14 protein-coding genes and 1 pseudogene are annotated in these 16,261 nt (G+C 50.4%); 9 read left to right on the forward strand and 6 right to left on the reverse strand.

Translation table 11 applies throughout. From position 1 onward, the window contains the following. Positions 1-331 precede the first annotated feature (331 nt). From RID21_RS19815 to RID21_RS19830, 4 genes and pseudogenes are all read right to left on the reverse strand, one after another. Positions 332-448 (reverse strand): annotated as a pseudogene (locus tag RID21_RS19815) (c-type cytochrome domain-containing protein); the annotation flags it as partial. A 49-nt stretch (positions 449-497) separates the two neighbouring features. Beyond that, on the reverse strand, positions 498-890 hold the full coding sequence (locus RID21_RS19820) for a potassium channel family protein (RefSeq protein WP_350191862.1): 393 nt from the start codon (positions 888-890) through the stop codon (positions 498-500). Beyond that, positions 883-2,535, reverse strand: a complete 1,653-nt coding sequence (locus tag RID21_RS19825) for an efflux transporter outer membrane subunit (protein WP_350191864.1) — start codon at positions 2,533-2,535, stop codon at positions 883-885. The genes RID21_RS19820 and RID21_RS19825 overlap by 8 nt, the downstream gene beginning before the upstream one ends. A gap of 313 nt (positions 2,536-2,848) precedes the next feature. After that, positions 2,849-3,025, reverse strand: coding sequence for a hypothetical protein (locus RID21_RS19830; protein WP_350191918.1), 177 nt, complete (start codon positions 3,023-3,025; stop codon positions 2,849-2,851). On the opposite strand from RID21_RS19830, the gene RID21_RS19835 reads away from it, so the two are divergent. The 8 genes from RID21_RS19835 to RID21_RS19870 all read left to right on the forward strand — a co-directional run bounded on the left by RID21_RS19835 (position 2,963) and on the right by RID21_RS19870 (position 13,417). Further along, positions 2,963-3,097, forward strand: a complete 135-nt coding sequence (locus RID21_RS19835; RefSeq protein WP_350191914.1) for a DUF1656 domain-containing protein — start codon at positions 2,963-2,965, stop codon at positions 3,095-3,097. The genes RID21_RS19830 and RID21_RS19835 overlap by 63 nt on opposite strands. Positions 3,098-3,106: 9 nt before the next feature. Then, positions 3,107-4,396, forward strand: coding sequence for an HlyD family secretion protein (locus tag RID21_RS19840; protein WP_350191866.1), 1,290 nt, complete (start codon positions 3,107-3,109; stop codon positions 4,394-4,396). Positions 4,397-4,399: 3 nt separating this feature from the next. Then, the gene (locus RID21_RS19845) at positions 4,400-6,511 is read left to right on the forward strand and encodes an FUSC family protein (RefSeq protein WP_350191868.1); all 2,112 of its coding nucleotides are present in this window, start codon (positions 4,400-4,402) and stop codon (positions 6,509-6,511) included. 105 nt (positions 6,512-6,616) lie between these two features. Then, positions 6,617-7,831: a cation:proton antiporter gene (locus RID21_RS19850; RefSeq protein ID WP_350191870.1), complete on the forward strand. Its 1,215-nt coding sequence runs from the start codon at positions 6,617-6,619 to the stop codon at positions 7,829-7,831. A 172-nt stretch (positions 7,832-8,003) separates the two neighbouring features. Beyond that, on the forward strand, positions 8,004-9,545 hold the full coding sequence (locus RID21_RS19855) for an amidohydrolase family protein (RefSeq protein ID WP_350191872.1): 1,542 nt from the start codon (positions 8,004-8,006) through the stop codon (positions 9,543-9,545). A gap of 630 nt (positions 9,546-10,175) precedes the next feature. Beyond that, complete coding sequence (locus RID21_RS19860) at positions 10,176-10,541, forward strand: hypothetical protein (protein ID WP_350191874.1); 366 nt, start codon at positions 10,176-10,178, stop codon at positions 10,539-10,541. A 903-nt stretch (positions 10,542-11,444) separates the two neighbouring features. Continuing rightward, complete coding sequence (locus tag RID21_RS19865; RefSeq protein WP_350191876.1) at positions 11,445-12,341, forward strand: coiled-coil domain-containing protein; 897 nt, start codon at positions 11,445-11,447, stop codon at positions 12,339-12,341. Between the two features lie 119 nt (positions 12,342-12,460). Further along, complete coding sequence (locus tag RID21_RS19870) at positions 12,461-13,417, forward strand: integrase core domain-containing protein (RefSeq protein WP_350191878.1); 957 nt, start codon at positions 12,461-12,463, stop codon at positions 13,415-13,417. 136 nt (positions 13,418-13,553) lie between these two features. Here RID21_RS19870 and RID21_RS19875 read toward each other — a convergent pair whose 3' ends face one another. Beyond that, positions 13,554-13,784 carry a hypothetical protein gene (locus tag RID21_RS19875; RefSeq protein WP_350191880.1) on the reverse strand — a complete coding sequence of 77 codons (231 nt, stop codon included), beginning with the start codon at positions 13,782-13,784 and terminating at the stop codon, positions 13,554-13,556. Positions 13,785-14,123: 339 nt separating this feature from the next. Beyond that, a complete protein-coding gene (locus RID21_RS19880; protein WP_232102306.1) occupies positions 14,124-14,294 on the reverse strand; it encodes a hypothetical protein in 171 nt (56 codons plus the stop codon). Here RID21_RS19880 and RID21_RS19885 point away from each other — a divergent pair. Next, complete coding sequence (locus RID21_RS19885; RefSeq protein ID WP_350191916.1) at positions 14,244-16,259, forward strand: recombinase family protein; 2,016 nt, start codon at positions 14,244-14,246, stop codon at positions 16,257-16,259. The two genes, RID21_RS19880 and RID21_RS19885, sit on opposite strands and share 51 nt — an antisense overlap. The last annotated feature ends 2 nt before the right edge of the window (positions 16,260-16,261 follow it).

A 16,261-nucleotide genomic window follows, 5' to 3' on the forward strand; every position in this document is an offset into this window, starting at 1 on the left:
GATGGATCTCCCCCCATAGCTCCATATCTGTAATCACCCTTGCCCCCGCTGTTTCCGGATCAGAACTGACTCATATACTGAGAGTCTGACCTAAAACCACCAGGTGGTCATCTGGGCGCTACGTTTTTATCCAATTTGCTACTCCCCGGCAGTCGCTACGTTTTCTGGCCATTGTTTACAGTTTTATACCTGTCTGCTTTTCCGGGCGGTCGGGCCAATCAGCGCCCGCATCAATCCAGGCTGCCACGATGGCAATCTGGTCATCCCTAAGCCGATGCACGTCGGCTCTCGCCATTCCTATCTTCTTTCCTGACAGAATCGAGATCAGAGGACTTCCGTCGCTGTTGCCCGGTTGGACCAAGGCGGCACTCGACGTACCATCGAAATAGTCTTCTCTTCGGTCCACACGAAAGCCGCTGGCTTGGCGATGAGGCCCGTGGCAGGACAAGCATGACCTCTCAAGGATCGGATAAACATCGCTCCAAAAAGTAACCTCATTATGTCCTGCTTCTGGGATCAGAGGATTCGGTTGTCGGCGAGTCGTCTTCCTTCAGCAGGCACTCTTCGATGGTGACTTTAAAGGCTTGTGTTGCGACAGCGACGACCAAGCCGAAAGAGATTAGGCCTAGACATCCGAGTACAACGCTAATGAGTTGCCCGATGCCGGTGTTGGGCGTAATGTCACCGAAACCGACCGTGGTGGATGTAATCATCGAAAAATATAATCCTTGCCCGGCCGGGATCGATTCAAACCATGCAAACAGGATTCCCATTGATAAGATGATCGCGAATTGCATTCCAAGTATTGAACGTAATAACCAGCAGTAGTGCATGGAATGTCGCACGAATATTAGAAAGATCTTGATCGAAGTCACCTGTTTGCTACTCATCTCTATCCTCATGTCGCGTAGTAGATGGCTGCCGATCACTGGTCAGGATCGTGACTTTTCCGATTTCCCAACGCCCTTCCGGAGTAGCCGTTTCCTGCATTTCAAGCATCTGGTCATCTTTGACCTCGTAGGATGAATCGTTGCTCATAGTCTCATCCACTTCGGGGAGAGGAAAAGGCGGCAGTATCTTCGAGTTCTCTTCGGGGGCTTCGATGATTGGAACCGTTGTCGTCTGATACTCAGTATTCTTGAGTTCCCAGCCGCCTCCAAGTGCACGATAGACGGAGATCATGTTCTGCAGCACCTGTCCCTGTGCGGCCGCCAGTTGGTCCTGAGTGGCTCGAAGAGTACCCTGCAGAACGAACACGGGGGAAAAGTCAATTGATCCTTCCTCGAAATTGATCAGCAGTAAATTCAATGACTCGTTCAAGTCATCGACAGTCGCCTGCAGATACTCGACTTCCTCCTGAGATTTCAAGAATGCAATCAGAGCATCTTCCACTTCACGATTCGCTATTAGAACGGTGTTCTGATAATTCGCCAGCAACTCCTGGAACCGGGCATCCTGCAGCGCGACGTTATTCACAATGCGGCCGTAGTTCAGAATGTTCCAGCGAAAGGAAGGACCGACCGAACCAGCCGTACTTGACGATTGAAACAGATCACTGAATTCTTCCGAAGCGAGGAAGATTTCACCCGTGATGGAAATGGTCGGGTAGAGATCAGCGGTTGCGATTCCAATCTGTTCACTTTGAGCGGCCAGCAGACGTTCGGCCTGTCTGACATCCGGGCGGCGCCGGAGTAGATCAGCAGGAATGCCTACCGCGATATCCGAAGACACTGTCGGCAGACCGATCCCCGGTGAGATAAGTGGCGAGAGATCAGTAGGGGGGATTCCCAGCAGAACGCACAATCGGTTTTTGGCCTGTCGCAATCCGGTCTGTAAGGGCGGAATAGTAGCTTTGGTGGCGTTGAGGTTCGACTCCGCCAGGTAGACCCCTACCTGGCTTGTCTTCCCTTCCAGGAAGCGATTGCTGGATAGTTCCAGAGAAGATTCCTGAATCTCGACGTTCTTGCGCGCGATATCCAACCGCCGTTCGAAGGTGCGAATCTCAATATAAGCGGAGACCACTTCGGCAATCACAGATACAAGTACCGCATCGTAGTCATAGATGGAGGCTTCCAGTCTGGCATCCGCGGACTCAATCCCGCGGCGCAGTTTGCCCCAGAGATCGAGTTCCCACGAGGCGTTGAAGCCGGTCTCCCATTGATCGAAGCTCTGCAGCGGGGCCGCGAGTGCCACATTCCGGCTTTGCTGAATGCGATTGGAAGTACCGAACCCTTGTTGCACCTGGGGGAAGAATTGCCCCATCGCAATCGCTCGGGTGGCTCGCGCTTGCATGACCCGTGTGCCAGCTTGACGCAGGGACAGGTTCTGTCCGTGCGCGAATCGAATCAGCTCATTAACCATGGGGTCTTGGAGTGTATTCCACCAGTCAGGATGCTCGTTCGGCAGTGGTAAAACGTGCTTGTTGCCGCTGTCAATCCACTCGGGGGCAATCGCAACAGTGGGTGGACAGTAGTCAGGCCCAACTCGGAGTCCTTGCCGAGCCCATTCGGACAGACCGCATCCGCAACAAAACATGCAGCTCAGGCCGGCTATCAGCCGTATAAGTGTAGACTGCAAGTACAACGATCAATTCTCTTCCACAACGAATAGGCATGTATTTCCTCAGGAGAATCCGAATCATCCTGATATTCTTCCCCTTATTCCTATTCGGCACTATCCGACTTATTTTTCCAGCTTTTTAAAATTGGCCGGATAATAATTTATATTTTGACATTTAAGTATTGTATGTTAATCTTTCCCATACTCCCCTAACCGCCCTATCTGCGGCCGTTTGTTGCAGAACCAGCCTCGCACGTTTGCGATTTGAGCCAGGCTGTATTTCTAAGGCTTAGGTCGTCAAATCCATATCGTACGGATGCCGGATATGTTTCAAACTCCCGCGGAACTCGATCTTCTGGGGATTTACTTTCCCCCCTTCTTTCTGATCTGCCTGTTCGGTCTGTTGCTTGCCGCCATGGTCGCGAATATCCTGAATCGTGCGGGGTTGAGCCGTTATTTCTGGCATCCTCCATTGGCATTTTTGGCGATCTGGATTTTGTTAACATCGCTCATCGGCCATGTATGGATAACCCCTTAGGAGTCGATGATGTCCGAGCCTTCGAACTTTCTCAAAAGTATTGCTCCCAAACTGGTGACTTGGTCGTTTGTAGCTGTGGCTGCAATCAGTGCTTTGCTGCTATACAATCGCTGGACTTTGGAACCTTGGACGCGAAACGGTCAGGTCCGCGCCAATATCATCCAGATCGCTCCCCAAGTGAATGGCCAAGTTGTCAATGTCGCTGTTACCGACAACTCATTTGTGCGAGCCGGTGAGTTGCTGTTCGAAATCGATCGATCGTCGTATCAATTGTCACTGGACAAAGCCGAGGTGTCCATCGATCAATCACGGGATGAGGTCGCCTCTTTGGAAGCCTCGGTGGGAGTTTCAGCGGCCCGATTTGAAGAAGCTCAGGCAGCCAGGGCAACGGCTAAAAGAAACATTTCAGCAGCTCAGGAACAGATCAAGATTGCTCAGGCCAACATTGAACAGGCAAACGCAGGCATCATCTCTGCTCAGCAATTGATAAAACAGAGGCAGGCGGAACTGGACAATGCCAGATCGGAAGCGGCGCGAGCCAAACGGCTGTTGGCCAAAAAGGCTGGTTCAATCGAAACTGCCGAGAGTACTGCGGCCAAGTCAACCGCAAAAGAGGCGGAACTGGCGAATGCTCAGGCGGGATTGACTCAAGCCGAATTGAAATTGACACAGATGAAAGCCAGTTACAGTGGAGCCAAAATCAATTTGCTGATTGCTCAAGACTCTCTGACTGAAGCCAAAGCAGCCGAAGCCTCGGCGAAAGCTTCGTTGGATCAGGCGAAAGCGACGCTCGGGAAGCCAGGTGATGATAATGTTCGAGTCCGCACTGCAATTGTCAGTCGATCTCAAGCAGAACTCGAACTAAATCGGACACGTGTTGTCGCTCCGTGCGATGGATACGTCAGTAATCTTGCTATCGACGAAGGGACCTACGCGGTCGCCGGACAACCTCTGCTAGTCTTGGTTTCGAAAGAATCGTTCCGTGTGCATGCTTATTTCCAGGAAACGAAACTCCGAAACATCCAAGAGGGGGACGAGGCGATTGTCACGTTGATGAGCAATCCGAACCAGAAACTGCGAGGTCAAGTGAAAACGATCGGTTATGCCGTGAATCCGCCGAACATCGCTCCCACAGAAGGTCAGCCGGGACAGGTGCCACAGATTCAGCCAACGTTTGACTGGGTTCGTTTGCCCCAGCGTGTTCCGGTCACGATTCAGCTCCTGAATGTCCCCGAAGAGATCCAGCTGATTTCTGGTACTACAGCTTCTGTCGCCGTATACCCATCGGACGAGGAGTGATTCGTGACGATCTTGGGGTGTAAGCTCGATGCGTCTCGAGTCATGACTGCGTTGTGCGGTACGGTCGCGATGCTGATCGCATATTGGGTAGCTCTGCGTCTGGAATGGAACCCTGGCCTCGCGGCAATCACGGTGGCTATAATGTACGGAGCGACGTGGGGTACAACTCTGGACAAGGTTTTGTCGCGATTGCTGGGAACCATCGTGGGGGCTGTAATGGGCGTGGTGATGGTTGCGGCTTTCGCGCATGACCGTGAACTATTTATCGGCGCGATGTCGTTGTGGACGGCCTTCTGTGTTTGGGGAGTACAGGGCAGTGAACGACCCTATGCCTGGTTGGTCACCTTGTTGAGCACCGCGATTCTTGGCTGGCCCGGTGGTCTGAACCCGTCCGGGGTATTCGAGTCCAGCATCGTCAGGCTATCCACAACCATTCTCGGTCTAGTGTTGAGCGGGTTAGCTTTCGGCGTGATCTGGCCTCTCCGGGCTGATCGGAAATTTGAAGCCGCTGTCGACAAACTGCTATCGGACGTTAAGCAACTCTTAATAATCACCCACAGTTGCTTGCTTAATCCGGATCAGAAAATTGAGGATGCAAAGTCGTTACAAACTGAGATCATCGTGATGTCGACCACCCTGCCCCAACTCCTGGCGAACGCACGGATTGAAAATTCTAGAATCAAACGAAACTTCGCAAACTATGAGGTCCTCTGCGAAAGACTCGAGGACTTTACCCTTGCAGCAGCATCCATTGCAAATGTCGTCACGCAGGATGATTTCGGACTTGTGTCAGCTGAAGGTATACGGATCAAGTCTTACGATAATCTATTCCGCGAGCTCGACCAGTGCTGCGTGTCTCTGTTGGAGCAATTTGACTTAGCTCGTGACGCCAAACCAATCCCACAACAGCAGGAAGCCGATCGGGACAGTTTCGATTCCTGGCTGTCCGTTGAAGAGGATGTTGCGCCCCCTGCTGAAGGTTTATTGGTTGAACGATGCCACCTGTTTCATCGATCTGCTAGCCAGGCCCTGCACGCCATCGACAACTTGCAGGCGCTACCGAAGCCGGGCAATAAGCCAAAATCACTTTCTGCGAGTAAAATCGACTGGGAAACAAAACTCCACCGTTCCCTGCTGGCAGTGGTCCAGCTTGTTGTGGCGACCTATTTTTTGTTGATTATGAATTGGCCACTTGCGCTCCATATTGCCATCGTCCCGATCGTTGTACTCATCTTAAAGAACTCAACCATGCCGGTTTCGGTGGCAACCGGGACACTGGTAAAGAGCCTGCTGACAATCTTGCCGGTCGCCGCGTTTTTTCATTTCCTGGTTATGCCTCATTTGGATAGTTTTGAGGAACTGGCCCCGCTGCTGGCGATCCTGTTTCTTTACTTGTTGTATGGAATGTCGAGTCCAAACCCATTTCGGAGCCTCACCAGTCTGATTCAGGTGATCGTCATCAACATCCTCGTTTCAGTATCCCCCACGCCACCAACTTACAAGTTTGATACTTTCACAAATTTGTATTTAGGTTTGAGCGGTGGTTTTTTCATTGTTGTTTTGATTACTTCGCTGTTTGAAACTCGTAATCCGCGAAGCGGCTTTCTGAAGTTGGTCAGCGCGATTTGCAATGACTTGTCAGTCCTCTTCAGGGACGTTTCAAAAAGACCCGAATCTGACCTCGACTGCAGTTCACGTCGGTTACAGCACTCTTTATTGAATCAATACATGAAAATGAAACAGCTTTATGGCGTCATCAAATATCGAACGAAACCAGGAATCCAAGCTCGGGAAATCGAAGCAGTTATAGATTCGGTGGGCACCTTGATTCTGAGAGTGATTTGGATTGATATCACTGATCGTCTGCACGAGCGTCAATCTATTGACATCGACAGGCTCTATTCCTTGTATGTTGGAATATTTGCAGCCACTGGGCATTCCTTGAGCCAACAACGATCGGTAAACGTCGATTCAATCGATGATGAATTGTTGCACCGACTTGACTCTAGTGAAGCATACCTTTTTGCACATAAGTCTCTTGTCAAAGCACTGACTGACTTTCAGAGAAACCTCAATGCGTTAGACTGGGCAGAATGGACTAAAGCCTACTTTTGATTTAATTTGAGTGGAAAAGATCTGACATAGTTTGGTAAAATTTCTGCCGAGCTGATCCTCATTTGAGTTCATCCTGAATCATTCATCCTGAAAGTCCTGACACTAATGTCCCCCTACCAGATTCTCGCGGTAGTTGCGTGTTTTGCATTCCTGTACAGTCTGGTGGCTTCAAGACTGGAACGGACGCCGATCAGTGGGGCAATGATTTATGTTCTGGTGGGGGTTATCTGCGGGCCGGAGTGTTTTAGACTGGTCGATCTGAACATTAAAGGGGAAGGGCTGAGCTGGCTGGCCGAGTTGACGCTGGCGGTGGTATTGTTCACCGACTCAGCTAATTCAAATTTGAAAACTCTGCGCCGTTTTGAATCACTTCTCGTCCGATTGCTGTTGGTTGGATTGCCCCTGACGATTGCGATGGGATACCTTGTGGGCTGGGTTCTCTTCCAAGACCTCGGCCTGTTAGAAATTGCTCTGTTGGCGACAATGCTCGCTCCGACCGATGCCGCCTTGGGCAAGGCGGTCGTGACGAATGAAGCGGTGCCGGATTCTGTCCGTGAAAGCTTAAACGTCGAGAGCGGTCTGAACGATGGAATTTGCGTCCCGGTTTTGCTTCTGTTCCTGGCATTGGCTGGCGATCAAGTTGAGGGACAGAAGGAAGCTCTTACGCTAGCCATCTCGCTCCCTCTGCAGGCAATCGGCATCGGCGCTGCGATCGGGTTAGGGTTGAGCATTCCCGGAAGCGCTGCTTTGCGGATTTGCGCGGAGCGCGGCTGGGTCGCTGGATCGTGGTTGCAGATTCCTGTGATTGCATTATCGATATTCTGTTTCGCACTGGCTCAATTCCTGGGAGGCAGCGGCTTCATAGCATGTTTTATCGGTGGAATGACTTTCGGCGCTTTGACTCATAAACACAAGCACGTCGTTCTGGAAGCCGCGGAAGGAACAGGCGATACATTGGCACTGCTAACCTGGTTTGCCTTTGGCACGTTCCTGTTGGCACCTCCTGTGCTGCAATTCGACTGGAGAATCCTGTTATATGCCGTTGCCAGCCTGACAATTATCCGGATGCTTCCCGTTTATCTTTGCCTCTTCGGTAAACACTTCCGCCTTGATACAGTCCTCTTTCTGGGATGGTTCGGTCCGCGCGGGCTGGCCAGCATTGTATTTGCAGTGATGGTTGCCGACGCCAGCCTGCCCCATAAAGACTTATTGATTGCCACGACCAGTTGGACAATCCTCTTCAGCGTCATCGTGCATGGCCTCTCAGCGAACCCATTGGCTTCCCTTTACAGCCGGCGTGTTCAGGATCATGACATCTAGTTTACAGACGACTAATTTTGCCAATCATCCCCTGATGATAGCATCAGGTAATCTCAGAGTTTGGAAACCGCACCTTTCTATTTGCTAACGTGAATGGCTATAATAGGTAAAAACCTTATGCCAGCGCGAAGAGCTTTTGAGTGATCGTGATTTTTATAGGACACCACAGGAAATGAAATTCATAACAAGCTTGTACAGTTTACTTACGTTAATTGGGATGTTCGTCATTCCGGTTCAAGCTCAAGAGTACGATCTTGTGATCAAGAATGGACGCGTGATCGATCCAGAAACTGGTTTTGATGCTGTCGCCAATGTTGGAATCAAGGACGGCACGATCACGGAGATCACGAAGCAAGCGATCACCGGAAAAAGAGTGATCAATGCCAGTGGTCATGTCGTAGCGCCAGGCTTCATCGATTTCCATGCTCACGGACAGAACATTCCAGCCGATCGCATGCAGGCGTTCGATGGAGTGACCACGGCGCTGGAACTTGAGTCGGGCATCTTGCCAGTTGCTGCCTGGTACGACAATCAACGCCGGTCAGGCAGGGTATTGAACTACGGTGTCTCTGCAGCATGGACTTATGCACGTGTTTCTGCGCACGAAGACTTGACGCCCCAGCCGAACCTTGAGTGGTTTCAGGACGCCTACGCATTGACGCATTGGGTCAACGATGTCTCCACTGATGATCAACAGAAGAAGATACTGAGCATGATCGAACGGGGAATCAAAGAGGGCAGTATTGGTATCGGGCTCAATTCCGGTTATGCACCGGGTTACGGCTACAAAGAAGTATTGGCAGTTCATCAGCTCGCGGCAAAATATGGCGTTCCAACTTTTACCCATATTCGCAATCTCAGCAAAGTCGATCCGAACAGTTCCGTTCAGGCCTACGGCGAGTTGATCTCGTACGCAACTGCGGCTGGTTCTCACGTCCATATCTGTCATCTGAACAGTACCAGCTTGAGCGACATCTCGTTGGCCGTTCGCATCATTCGCGATGCTCAGGAGCGCGGCGCGAATATCTCCGTCGAAGCTTATCCATACGGCGCTGGCAGTGGAGCGGTGAATGCCGCCATGTTCCAGCCCGCCAACATGAAGCGGATGGACGCCAAAGCCAAGGATATCGAGTATCTTGGCAAACCGTTGACCGAAGAGAAACTGAGACAAATGCAGAAGGAGTCGCCGGGCGAGATTATCGTCTGGCACTATTACCGATTGCCACGGGACCAGGAGTATTTGGACCTCGCCGTTTTGTACCCAGGCGGCATCATTGCTTCGGACGCCATGCCCTGGATGAGCAAAAAGGACGGACACATCATCAAGGGCAAGGAATGGCCCTTGCCTGATGATGCCTTTGCTCATCCTCGAACCGCCGCAACCTTCGTGAAGTTCATTATTGACTACGTGCGTGATCGCAAAGCTGAGTCACTTCCAGCTGCGATTGCGAGATGTTCTTACCGTCCTGCAAAGATTTTGGAATCAAGCGTCCCGCAAATGAAAAAGAAGGGGCGACTTCAAGCAGGAATGGACGCCGACATCATAGTATTCAACATGGACAAACTGGAAGTGCGAGCCACTTACACCGAGCCAAATCAGCACACACTCGGCATGCAGTATGTGCTTGTGAACGGTGTTCCTGTCATTCAGGAAGGCGAGTTGGATGTCACCGTCATTCCGGGTCAAGCGGTTCGACGTCCGGTTCAGGAATGACTAATATCCCCCCCGGCTGTATGCATAGTGCAACTCAATGCAGCCCTCTGTAGACTATATTTCAGCAACACATTATGAAAGATCAACGCCTTCGACGTTCTCAGCAACTTTAGCGCAGTTGCCCTCAGAGTCATGTTGTTTGCCTCGCTCTCCGGAAACCTTCTGGCGGAGGATGCGAAGCCAATACCGATCTTGTTCGCAAACGCCCACGTGTTCGACAGAAGCTGCGAGCAGCGCATCGAGAACGCAAACGTCCTCGACGAGGTGAACCTGTACAAGCAGGTCTCGACAGAAGAAATTGCTGCTGGCGAGGACACAGTGATTGACGGAGGCGGACGAACATCGTGTAATATTCGTCACTGACGGTAAGCCGGAAGTTATCAAGCTTACTCGTTAAGTAATGAGAATGGAATCGACGCAAATCAAAGTGATGGCTTGTGGTGGCGTTTTATCATTTTACTATCACATTGATAACTCGCAGTACACAATCATAGGATCTGAAAGGCATCGTCGAGCTTGTCAGAACGTGGAATCTCTAAGATACTTACACACACTCAAAAACCACTCCACTCAGTCAGCTAGAGAAAAACTATGTCCGACCAATTTATTCCGATCGAGACACCTCGGTGGATGCTAAATCTTTTTAAATCTATTGATGATCTCGACACCTCTGCAGATTCGGGCTTTCAGATCTTTGCAGACGATGTAGTGCTGCAGTTTGGCCCGAAAACGAGCCATGGTCTGGATGAAGTGAAAAAGTTCTTTGTCAAACTGGATGCCCCGTTCATTACGAAGCACTATGTCGACGTCGTCTATCAATATGGCAGCGCCTACTTCATGCAAGGGAGCGCTTCTCTCCGCAAGAAAGGCGATTCGGAAGGTGCAGAAATTAGGGCTGCTCCACTGTTCAATCTGTTGTGGTTCAACAGTGAGGGCAAAGTGATCCGTTACGTGGTCGACTTTCCTCCCGAAGCCGCCAAAGATGCAGGCTTCTAAGGATTCTCCTATCTTTCTGAGAACGAAAAACACCGGAATCATAGCTGCCCAAGAATCTATTCCAAGTTAGTAAATCGAAGTGAGAATGAATTAGAAAACGGGAATCGTGAACTTCGATAGACCTGCGGATCGCCTAAGGCGATAACTAATGCATTGAATGTCTATTCATTCTCTCCGCAGGTCTGCCCTGCTATTTGTCACGACATTACTGACATTTTTGAGCGAGTTCTCGACACTCTCGTGTTATTATCTGCTGATGATCTCTTCCCTCGGACGCCTTGATTCACCAGAATTTGTTCATGTCCAACAGCAAACGCAGTCAACGCACCAACGATCATCGTCTGAAAGAACTCGTTCGATCCACCGGCATTATCGATGTCGCAGTTTAACATGGCGTCCCTAGCTCTACGGCTTGAGGCCAATAGAGCTGAGAGATGTTGGAAGTGTGAAGAAATTAGTGTTGTTAGAAATTGAATGAGAGGGATTCGAACCGTTGGTCGTAAGCAATTCATGATCTCCATCGGCGACGAATGGACTGGACTTTTCCCGAGTGCGAGAACTCGCGCAATAATGTCGGGCATGTTGTGACAAACAACAGGTCCCGCTTGCAGAGTATAACCTCTCCTGCAGTCTGACCTGGTTGTGTAACCACAGAAATCGGGAGGAGGTCAACTGCGAGTTGTTCCTTAGCGTGGCGGAAGCTCACTGGTGGCTTGACTACAACCATCTTAGATTGCATAGTGCATTGGATTACCAGACCCCTGCGGCATTTGCCGCGCAGTGTTCTTCTTCCGTTAAGCCTACGGCCTCACTCCAGAAGAACACCGCCTCCATGAACCCCGATTCTCTCACTCAGGCTGGTACTAAGATCGGGGCAAGGTCACTTGATTAGGAATCGTCATCATGCGTGCTGTTGGATTATTCTTTGTTTGTGTTGTTTTGTTGCTGACTTCGACCGCGTATTCCCAAACAGGTCGCCAGAATGAAGCACTCGTGCGTTATGCCCGGACTGCGGTTACACGAACCGAGAAGGCGTTGTCGGACTTGCTTCGTTTTTACGATGCCGGTGGCGTTTCTCCAGACAAGGTGCGGGAAGTCCGCGAGGCATTGGCTGAATCGAAGATCCTGTTGGCTGAAGCAGAAGGAAACCAACGCGAAGTGGTCGCACAATTGCGGTTTTTGGTCGAGCAGGACAATGCCGCTTTGCAGCAATCGCGGAACGCAGCCGCTCAAGGAGCGATAAGCGCGGCTCAACTGGCGATCATTGAACAAGAAGCGGTTTATCGCCGAGTGCGTCTCGCGAATGCATCAGGGGACAAGCAGGCGCAAATCCGCGCATTGGGTCAATTGACTGCGACTGTGAAAATATCGGCGGAAGCAAATGCTCGGCTCTTCGCACAAAAACAGATCGACCGGGCCACATTACGCCAGTCGCAGAAAGAACTGGCCCAAGCCTATTACGAATTGGCAGTCGTCAACGACGATAAAGAGAGCGTGATCAAATACCTCGGAATCCTAGTCGCCTTAAACCAGGAAGAATTGCAGGCGTCCTACGGTAGATTGTCGCCAATAGCCATTGCCGATCTCAAACGTGTAACGATCGACTTGGAAGCTGAATTGGCCTTTGCGAATGGCAAGATGAGCGAGTACCAGAAAAAGCTTCAGACATTGGTGCAACTTGATCAACAGGCAGTACAGCGTTCGCGGTCCGGGGCACTCGGAGCATACGAAACGGCCCAGCGACAATTCGATTTGGCGGATTCGCAAGCACGACTGACGACGGCAAAGAAGGGCGAGTAGCGAGACTGGAGCCACGGGAGACTAGATGTCGATCCGCCAATCGGTGTGGCATGGAATCGGAGTTTTGTGGCAGGCTTCCGAGAATTTACAGTTTCTCAACTGAGACAGGGAGGTCTCTTATGCCAGGCAAGGCAGCCAAGGTGGTCATCACGGAGCGGCAGCGGGACGTTCTGCAAGTGATGAGTCGATCCATCCCGTACAAAACCGTCTTCGAGATGACTCGAGCGTGGACAAATTCTGGGAGTCGTTTACTGGAAGAGAAACGAGGACGGAAGAAAAAGCCTGTTGGTCGGCCAGGAAAGAGTGCCGTGATGCGAGAACTGATTCTCAAGATCGCCCGCGAAAAGGGGTTCGGCTACACTCGCATCCTGGGGGAACTTCGGAAACTCGGCATCTCCCGGATCTGTCGTCAGACGGTGAAGAACATAATCAAGGAAGCAGGGATCGAGCCAAGTCCGAAACGAAGTACCGGCACTTGGGACCAGTTTCTCAAAAGTCATGCAGAAACACTCCGGGCCTGGGATTTCTTTACGAAACGAGCTGTGACACCGCGGGGCATCGTCGATTTGTATGTATTGGTTTTCATGCATCTTGAGACGCGTGAAGTCTTTGTGACACCATCAACCCGAAGTCCGGACTCAGCCTGGGTCACGAATCAGGTCAAAGCATTTGTAAACCACGTTACCGATCGTGATGAGAAGCCGACCTGCCTGATCCATGATCGAGATACAAAGTTTTCTGCCGATTTCAGGCAGTTCCTGAAAAATAAAGGCATCCAGCCGAAGAGGCTGCCGATCCGATCTCCCAATCTGAATGCCCGGGTCGAAAGGTTTGTGCAAACGATTAAATACGAAGCCTTGAACCATTTTATCGCATTCGTCAAAGTGCATCTCGATTATCTTGTTTCGGAATTCGTTGATTATTACAACAAACATCGAGCCCATAGCTCGCGAGAATATCTACCACCTTGCTCTATCGATCCGCCACCCGAATACGAGACAATCAAGCTCGATGAGATCCACTGCGAGGAACATCTCGGCGGGCTGATCAAATCGTACGAGCGGATTGCTGCATAGACTAAATCAAGACACAAGTCATTTTTTCACGCTCTGCGTACGCGCCCTTGCTCCTGAAATGTCACAACCAACAGTCCTTCACGGCAGACCTGCTCCGAATTACGTCAGTTCTTTCAGTAGGTTTTGTTGTCAAAGATCAATTGGCCGTTGAACTTGACGGGCAACAGTCTTTTTGTACCCGACGCTCCAGTTGAGAATTGATCTGGGCTGCCATCTGACGCGCATGGTCTTTGTCAGGACCAATCCGGGGACGTAAACGCTTGCCGTTTTCCTGATAGGTGAGATACCAGATTTTACCGCGCAGATCGCCGCGGACTTTGCCGATACGGAACGATGTCTTCCGATTTTGTTTTGATGATTGCTTCATCAACAGAACCTTTCAGAGAACCCCCGTGCCACAAAACGCCACAAAAAGTGCCACAAATGGGAAGCTCTGGAGCGGTCCAGAAAAAGCAAATGCCGCTGAGTTATAGGGTTATAACTCAACGGCAATCAAATAAGCGGAGAGAGGGGGAAACTCGGCCCCCTATTTTCATCTTACTCTAGCATAGTAGCGTTTAAGCGTTATACTCCTATTTTTGTAGGGGAAGCAGTCTTATGGTTGCTTTTGGTTAGTGCTGGTTGTTTTCTGTTATTTGGCAATCGTTTCAGCACACTTTCAGCACAAATTGATTTTAGCCATGCTCCAGTCCCGATCGCTGATGAGTCAGCTTCTGTTTATGCTAGAAAACGGCGGCGAGGTAAAAAGAAGCAGGAATCCCAGGAGGTCCCTGAAGTAGCCGCTGATTATTCTCGCTTCAGTTCGAATAACCAGCGCGATGAAAGTATCGATCAGCAGCGACAAAAGTGTCGGGAACACGCCTTGCGTTTCGGCCATACTATTCTACCTGTTTACGAATTTGAAGATAGGGCCGTATCAGGCACGAAGCTTGAAAGAGAGGGCCTAAATGCGATGCTGGAGGCAGCAAAGCAGGGTAAATTCAATGTGCTGTATTTATATAGTCTGAGCCGACTTGCTCGAGAATCGGTGATTACATTACCGATCCTCAAGAAGCTCGTCTATGTCTACGGTGTTCGCTGTATCTGTGTCATCGAGAATATTGACACGAATACAACCGGCTGGGAAGTCATCGCTGCGATTTTTGCTGCCATCCATGAGCAGTTCATCAAAGAATTAAGTGCAGCTGTTCTCCGAGGACAGGAGAACGCCCTGCTCAGTGGTTATTCTGTGGGAGACTGGTGCTTTGGTTACGGCTCTGAGCCAGTGCCGGGTACGGAACAGAGTCGAGCAGGCCGTAACAGTAAGCCGCGAAAGATCTATGTGATCAACCAGGAGCACGCAGAATGGGTCAGTCAGATCTTTACCTGGTATGTCGATGAAGGAATATCAATCGGCCAGATTGTCAAAAAAATCAATCATTTAAAGGCCCCTAAAGATCATCGTTCTTCGAGTAAAGAGTGGCACCATGACCTTGTCGTAAATCTGCTATCGAATCCGAAATATATTGGTGACTGGCCCTGGGGAGAGATGCAAAACGTGCGTAACCCTGAAACGGGCATTGTTTGTCAGAAGCCTCGGTCGGAAGAAGAGTGTGAACAATGGAAACGAGAATTGCCTCACCTGCGTATCATTGATGACAACACGTTTCGACTAGCACAGGAAAAACTGGATGCCAATGCACAAAAGTGGGAAAAGCACCGCCGCGTGAATGGCAAATTTACCGGCTCATCCACTGAAACGAATGGTCGTCGCAAGGTCAAGCTGTTGCATGGGCTGTTGAAGTGTGCCCAGTGTGGCAGTCCATTCTATTCTGACGGCAAACGAGCCCGTTGTCGCGGCGGGAAACGTGGTACCTGTGACGCTGTCACTTCTGTGCCTTTAAAGCTGCTGGAGTCGATGATGCTCGAAAAAATCGGGACAATTATCCTGGAGGACAATCAGTGGTTTCAGTGTGTCTTTGATGATTTATTGAAGCTGTATAGGGATTACGAAAACCGGTTTCCTGCGATGATCAGAGAAAAAGAACGGGAGTTACACCAGGTAACTCAAAAGATCGAGCGTCTGGTCGACCTGGTCGAGCAGGGGGATCCCCCAGAGGATCTGCACCGGCGCCTCAAATCCAGGAAGGAAGAGCAGAAAGAAATCCAATTTGAGCTGAAACAACTCCGGCTGGAGCGGAACCATGACCCGAGAAAACCCTCCGAAGCATGGCTGAAGGAACGGCTTAAGCAGTTGTTTGATGTTCTGAAGGAATCTTCGCCTGCCGCCAACAAGGCCCTGAGTGCACTTGTCTGCGGTGAGATTACTTTGGAAGAAAACGAGATTCCTCTGAGAAAACGGAATTATTTTCGAGGGATATTCCGGCTCAACATCAGAGGGGTTTCTAGTTTTCTTGCCGGTACCTCATCCTCGATCGAAGGTACTAAACAGGGCGATGAAGTCGTGATTGACTTCATTCAACCTGATAAAGCAGGTCTGCAGAGAGAGATTGCCAAAAGGATGTACGACGCCGAAGAACCGGAATTCAAAATTGCTGAAGCATTAGGCGTCAGCCGGAGCAGAGTAACGAAGCTTTTAGATGAAGTCTTTGAACTACAGGGAGAGAAAAAGCCGGATGGACGATCCCGACGGTCGCAACTCTCGGTAAAACACAAAGTACCTCCCCGCTATCAGTCTATCGCGGAAGATGTGATGAAACTGTTCGCTCAGGGATTGTTACTCGGACGGATAGCTGAAGCTCTGAAAATTGACCGGAATACGGTGACCAGCTCAGTCAAATACTGGCATGAGCAACGTGGTTTGCCTGTACCTGATGGTCGTACTCGCAGGAAATCACTTTGACT

Origin of the sequence: Gimesia sp. (assembly GCF_040219335.1) — a bacterium.
GTDB lineage: Bacteria > Planctomycetota > Planctomycetia > Planctomycetales > Planctomycetaceae > Gimesia.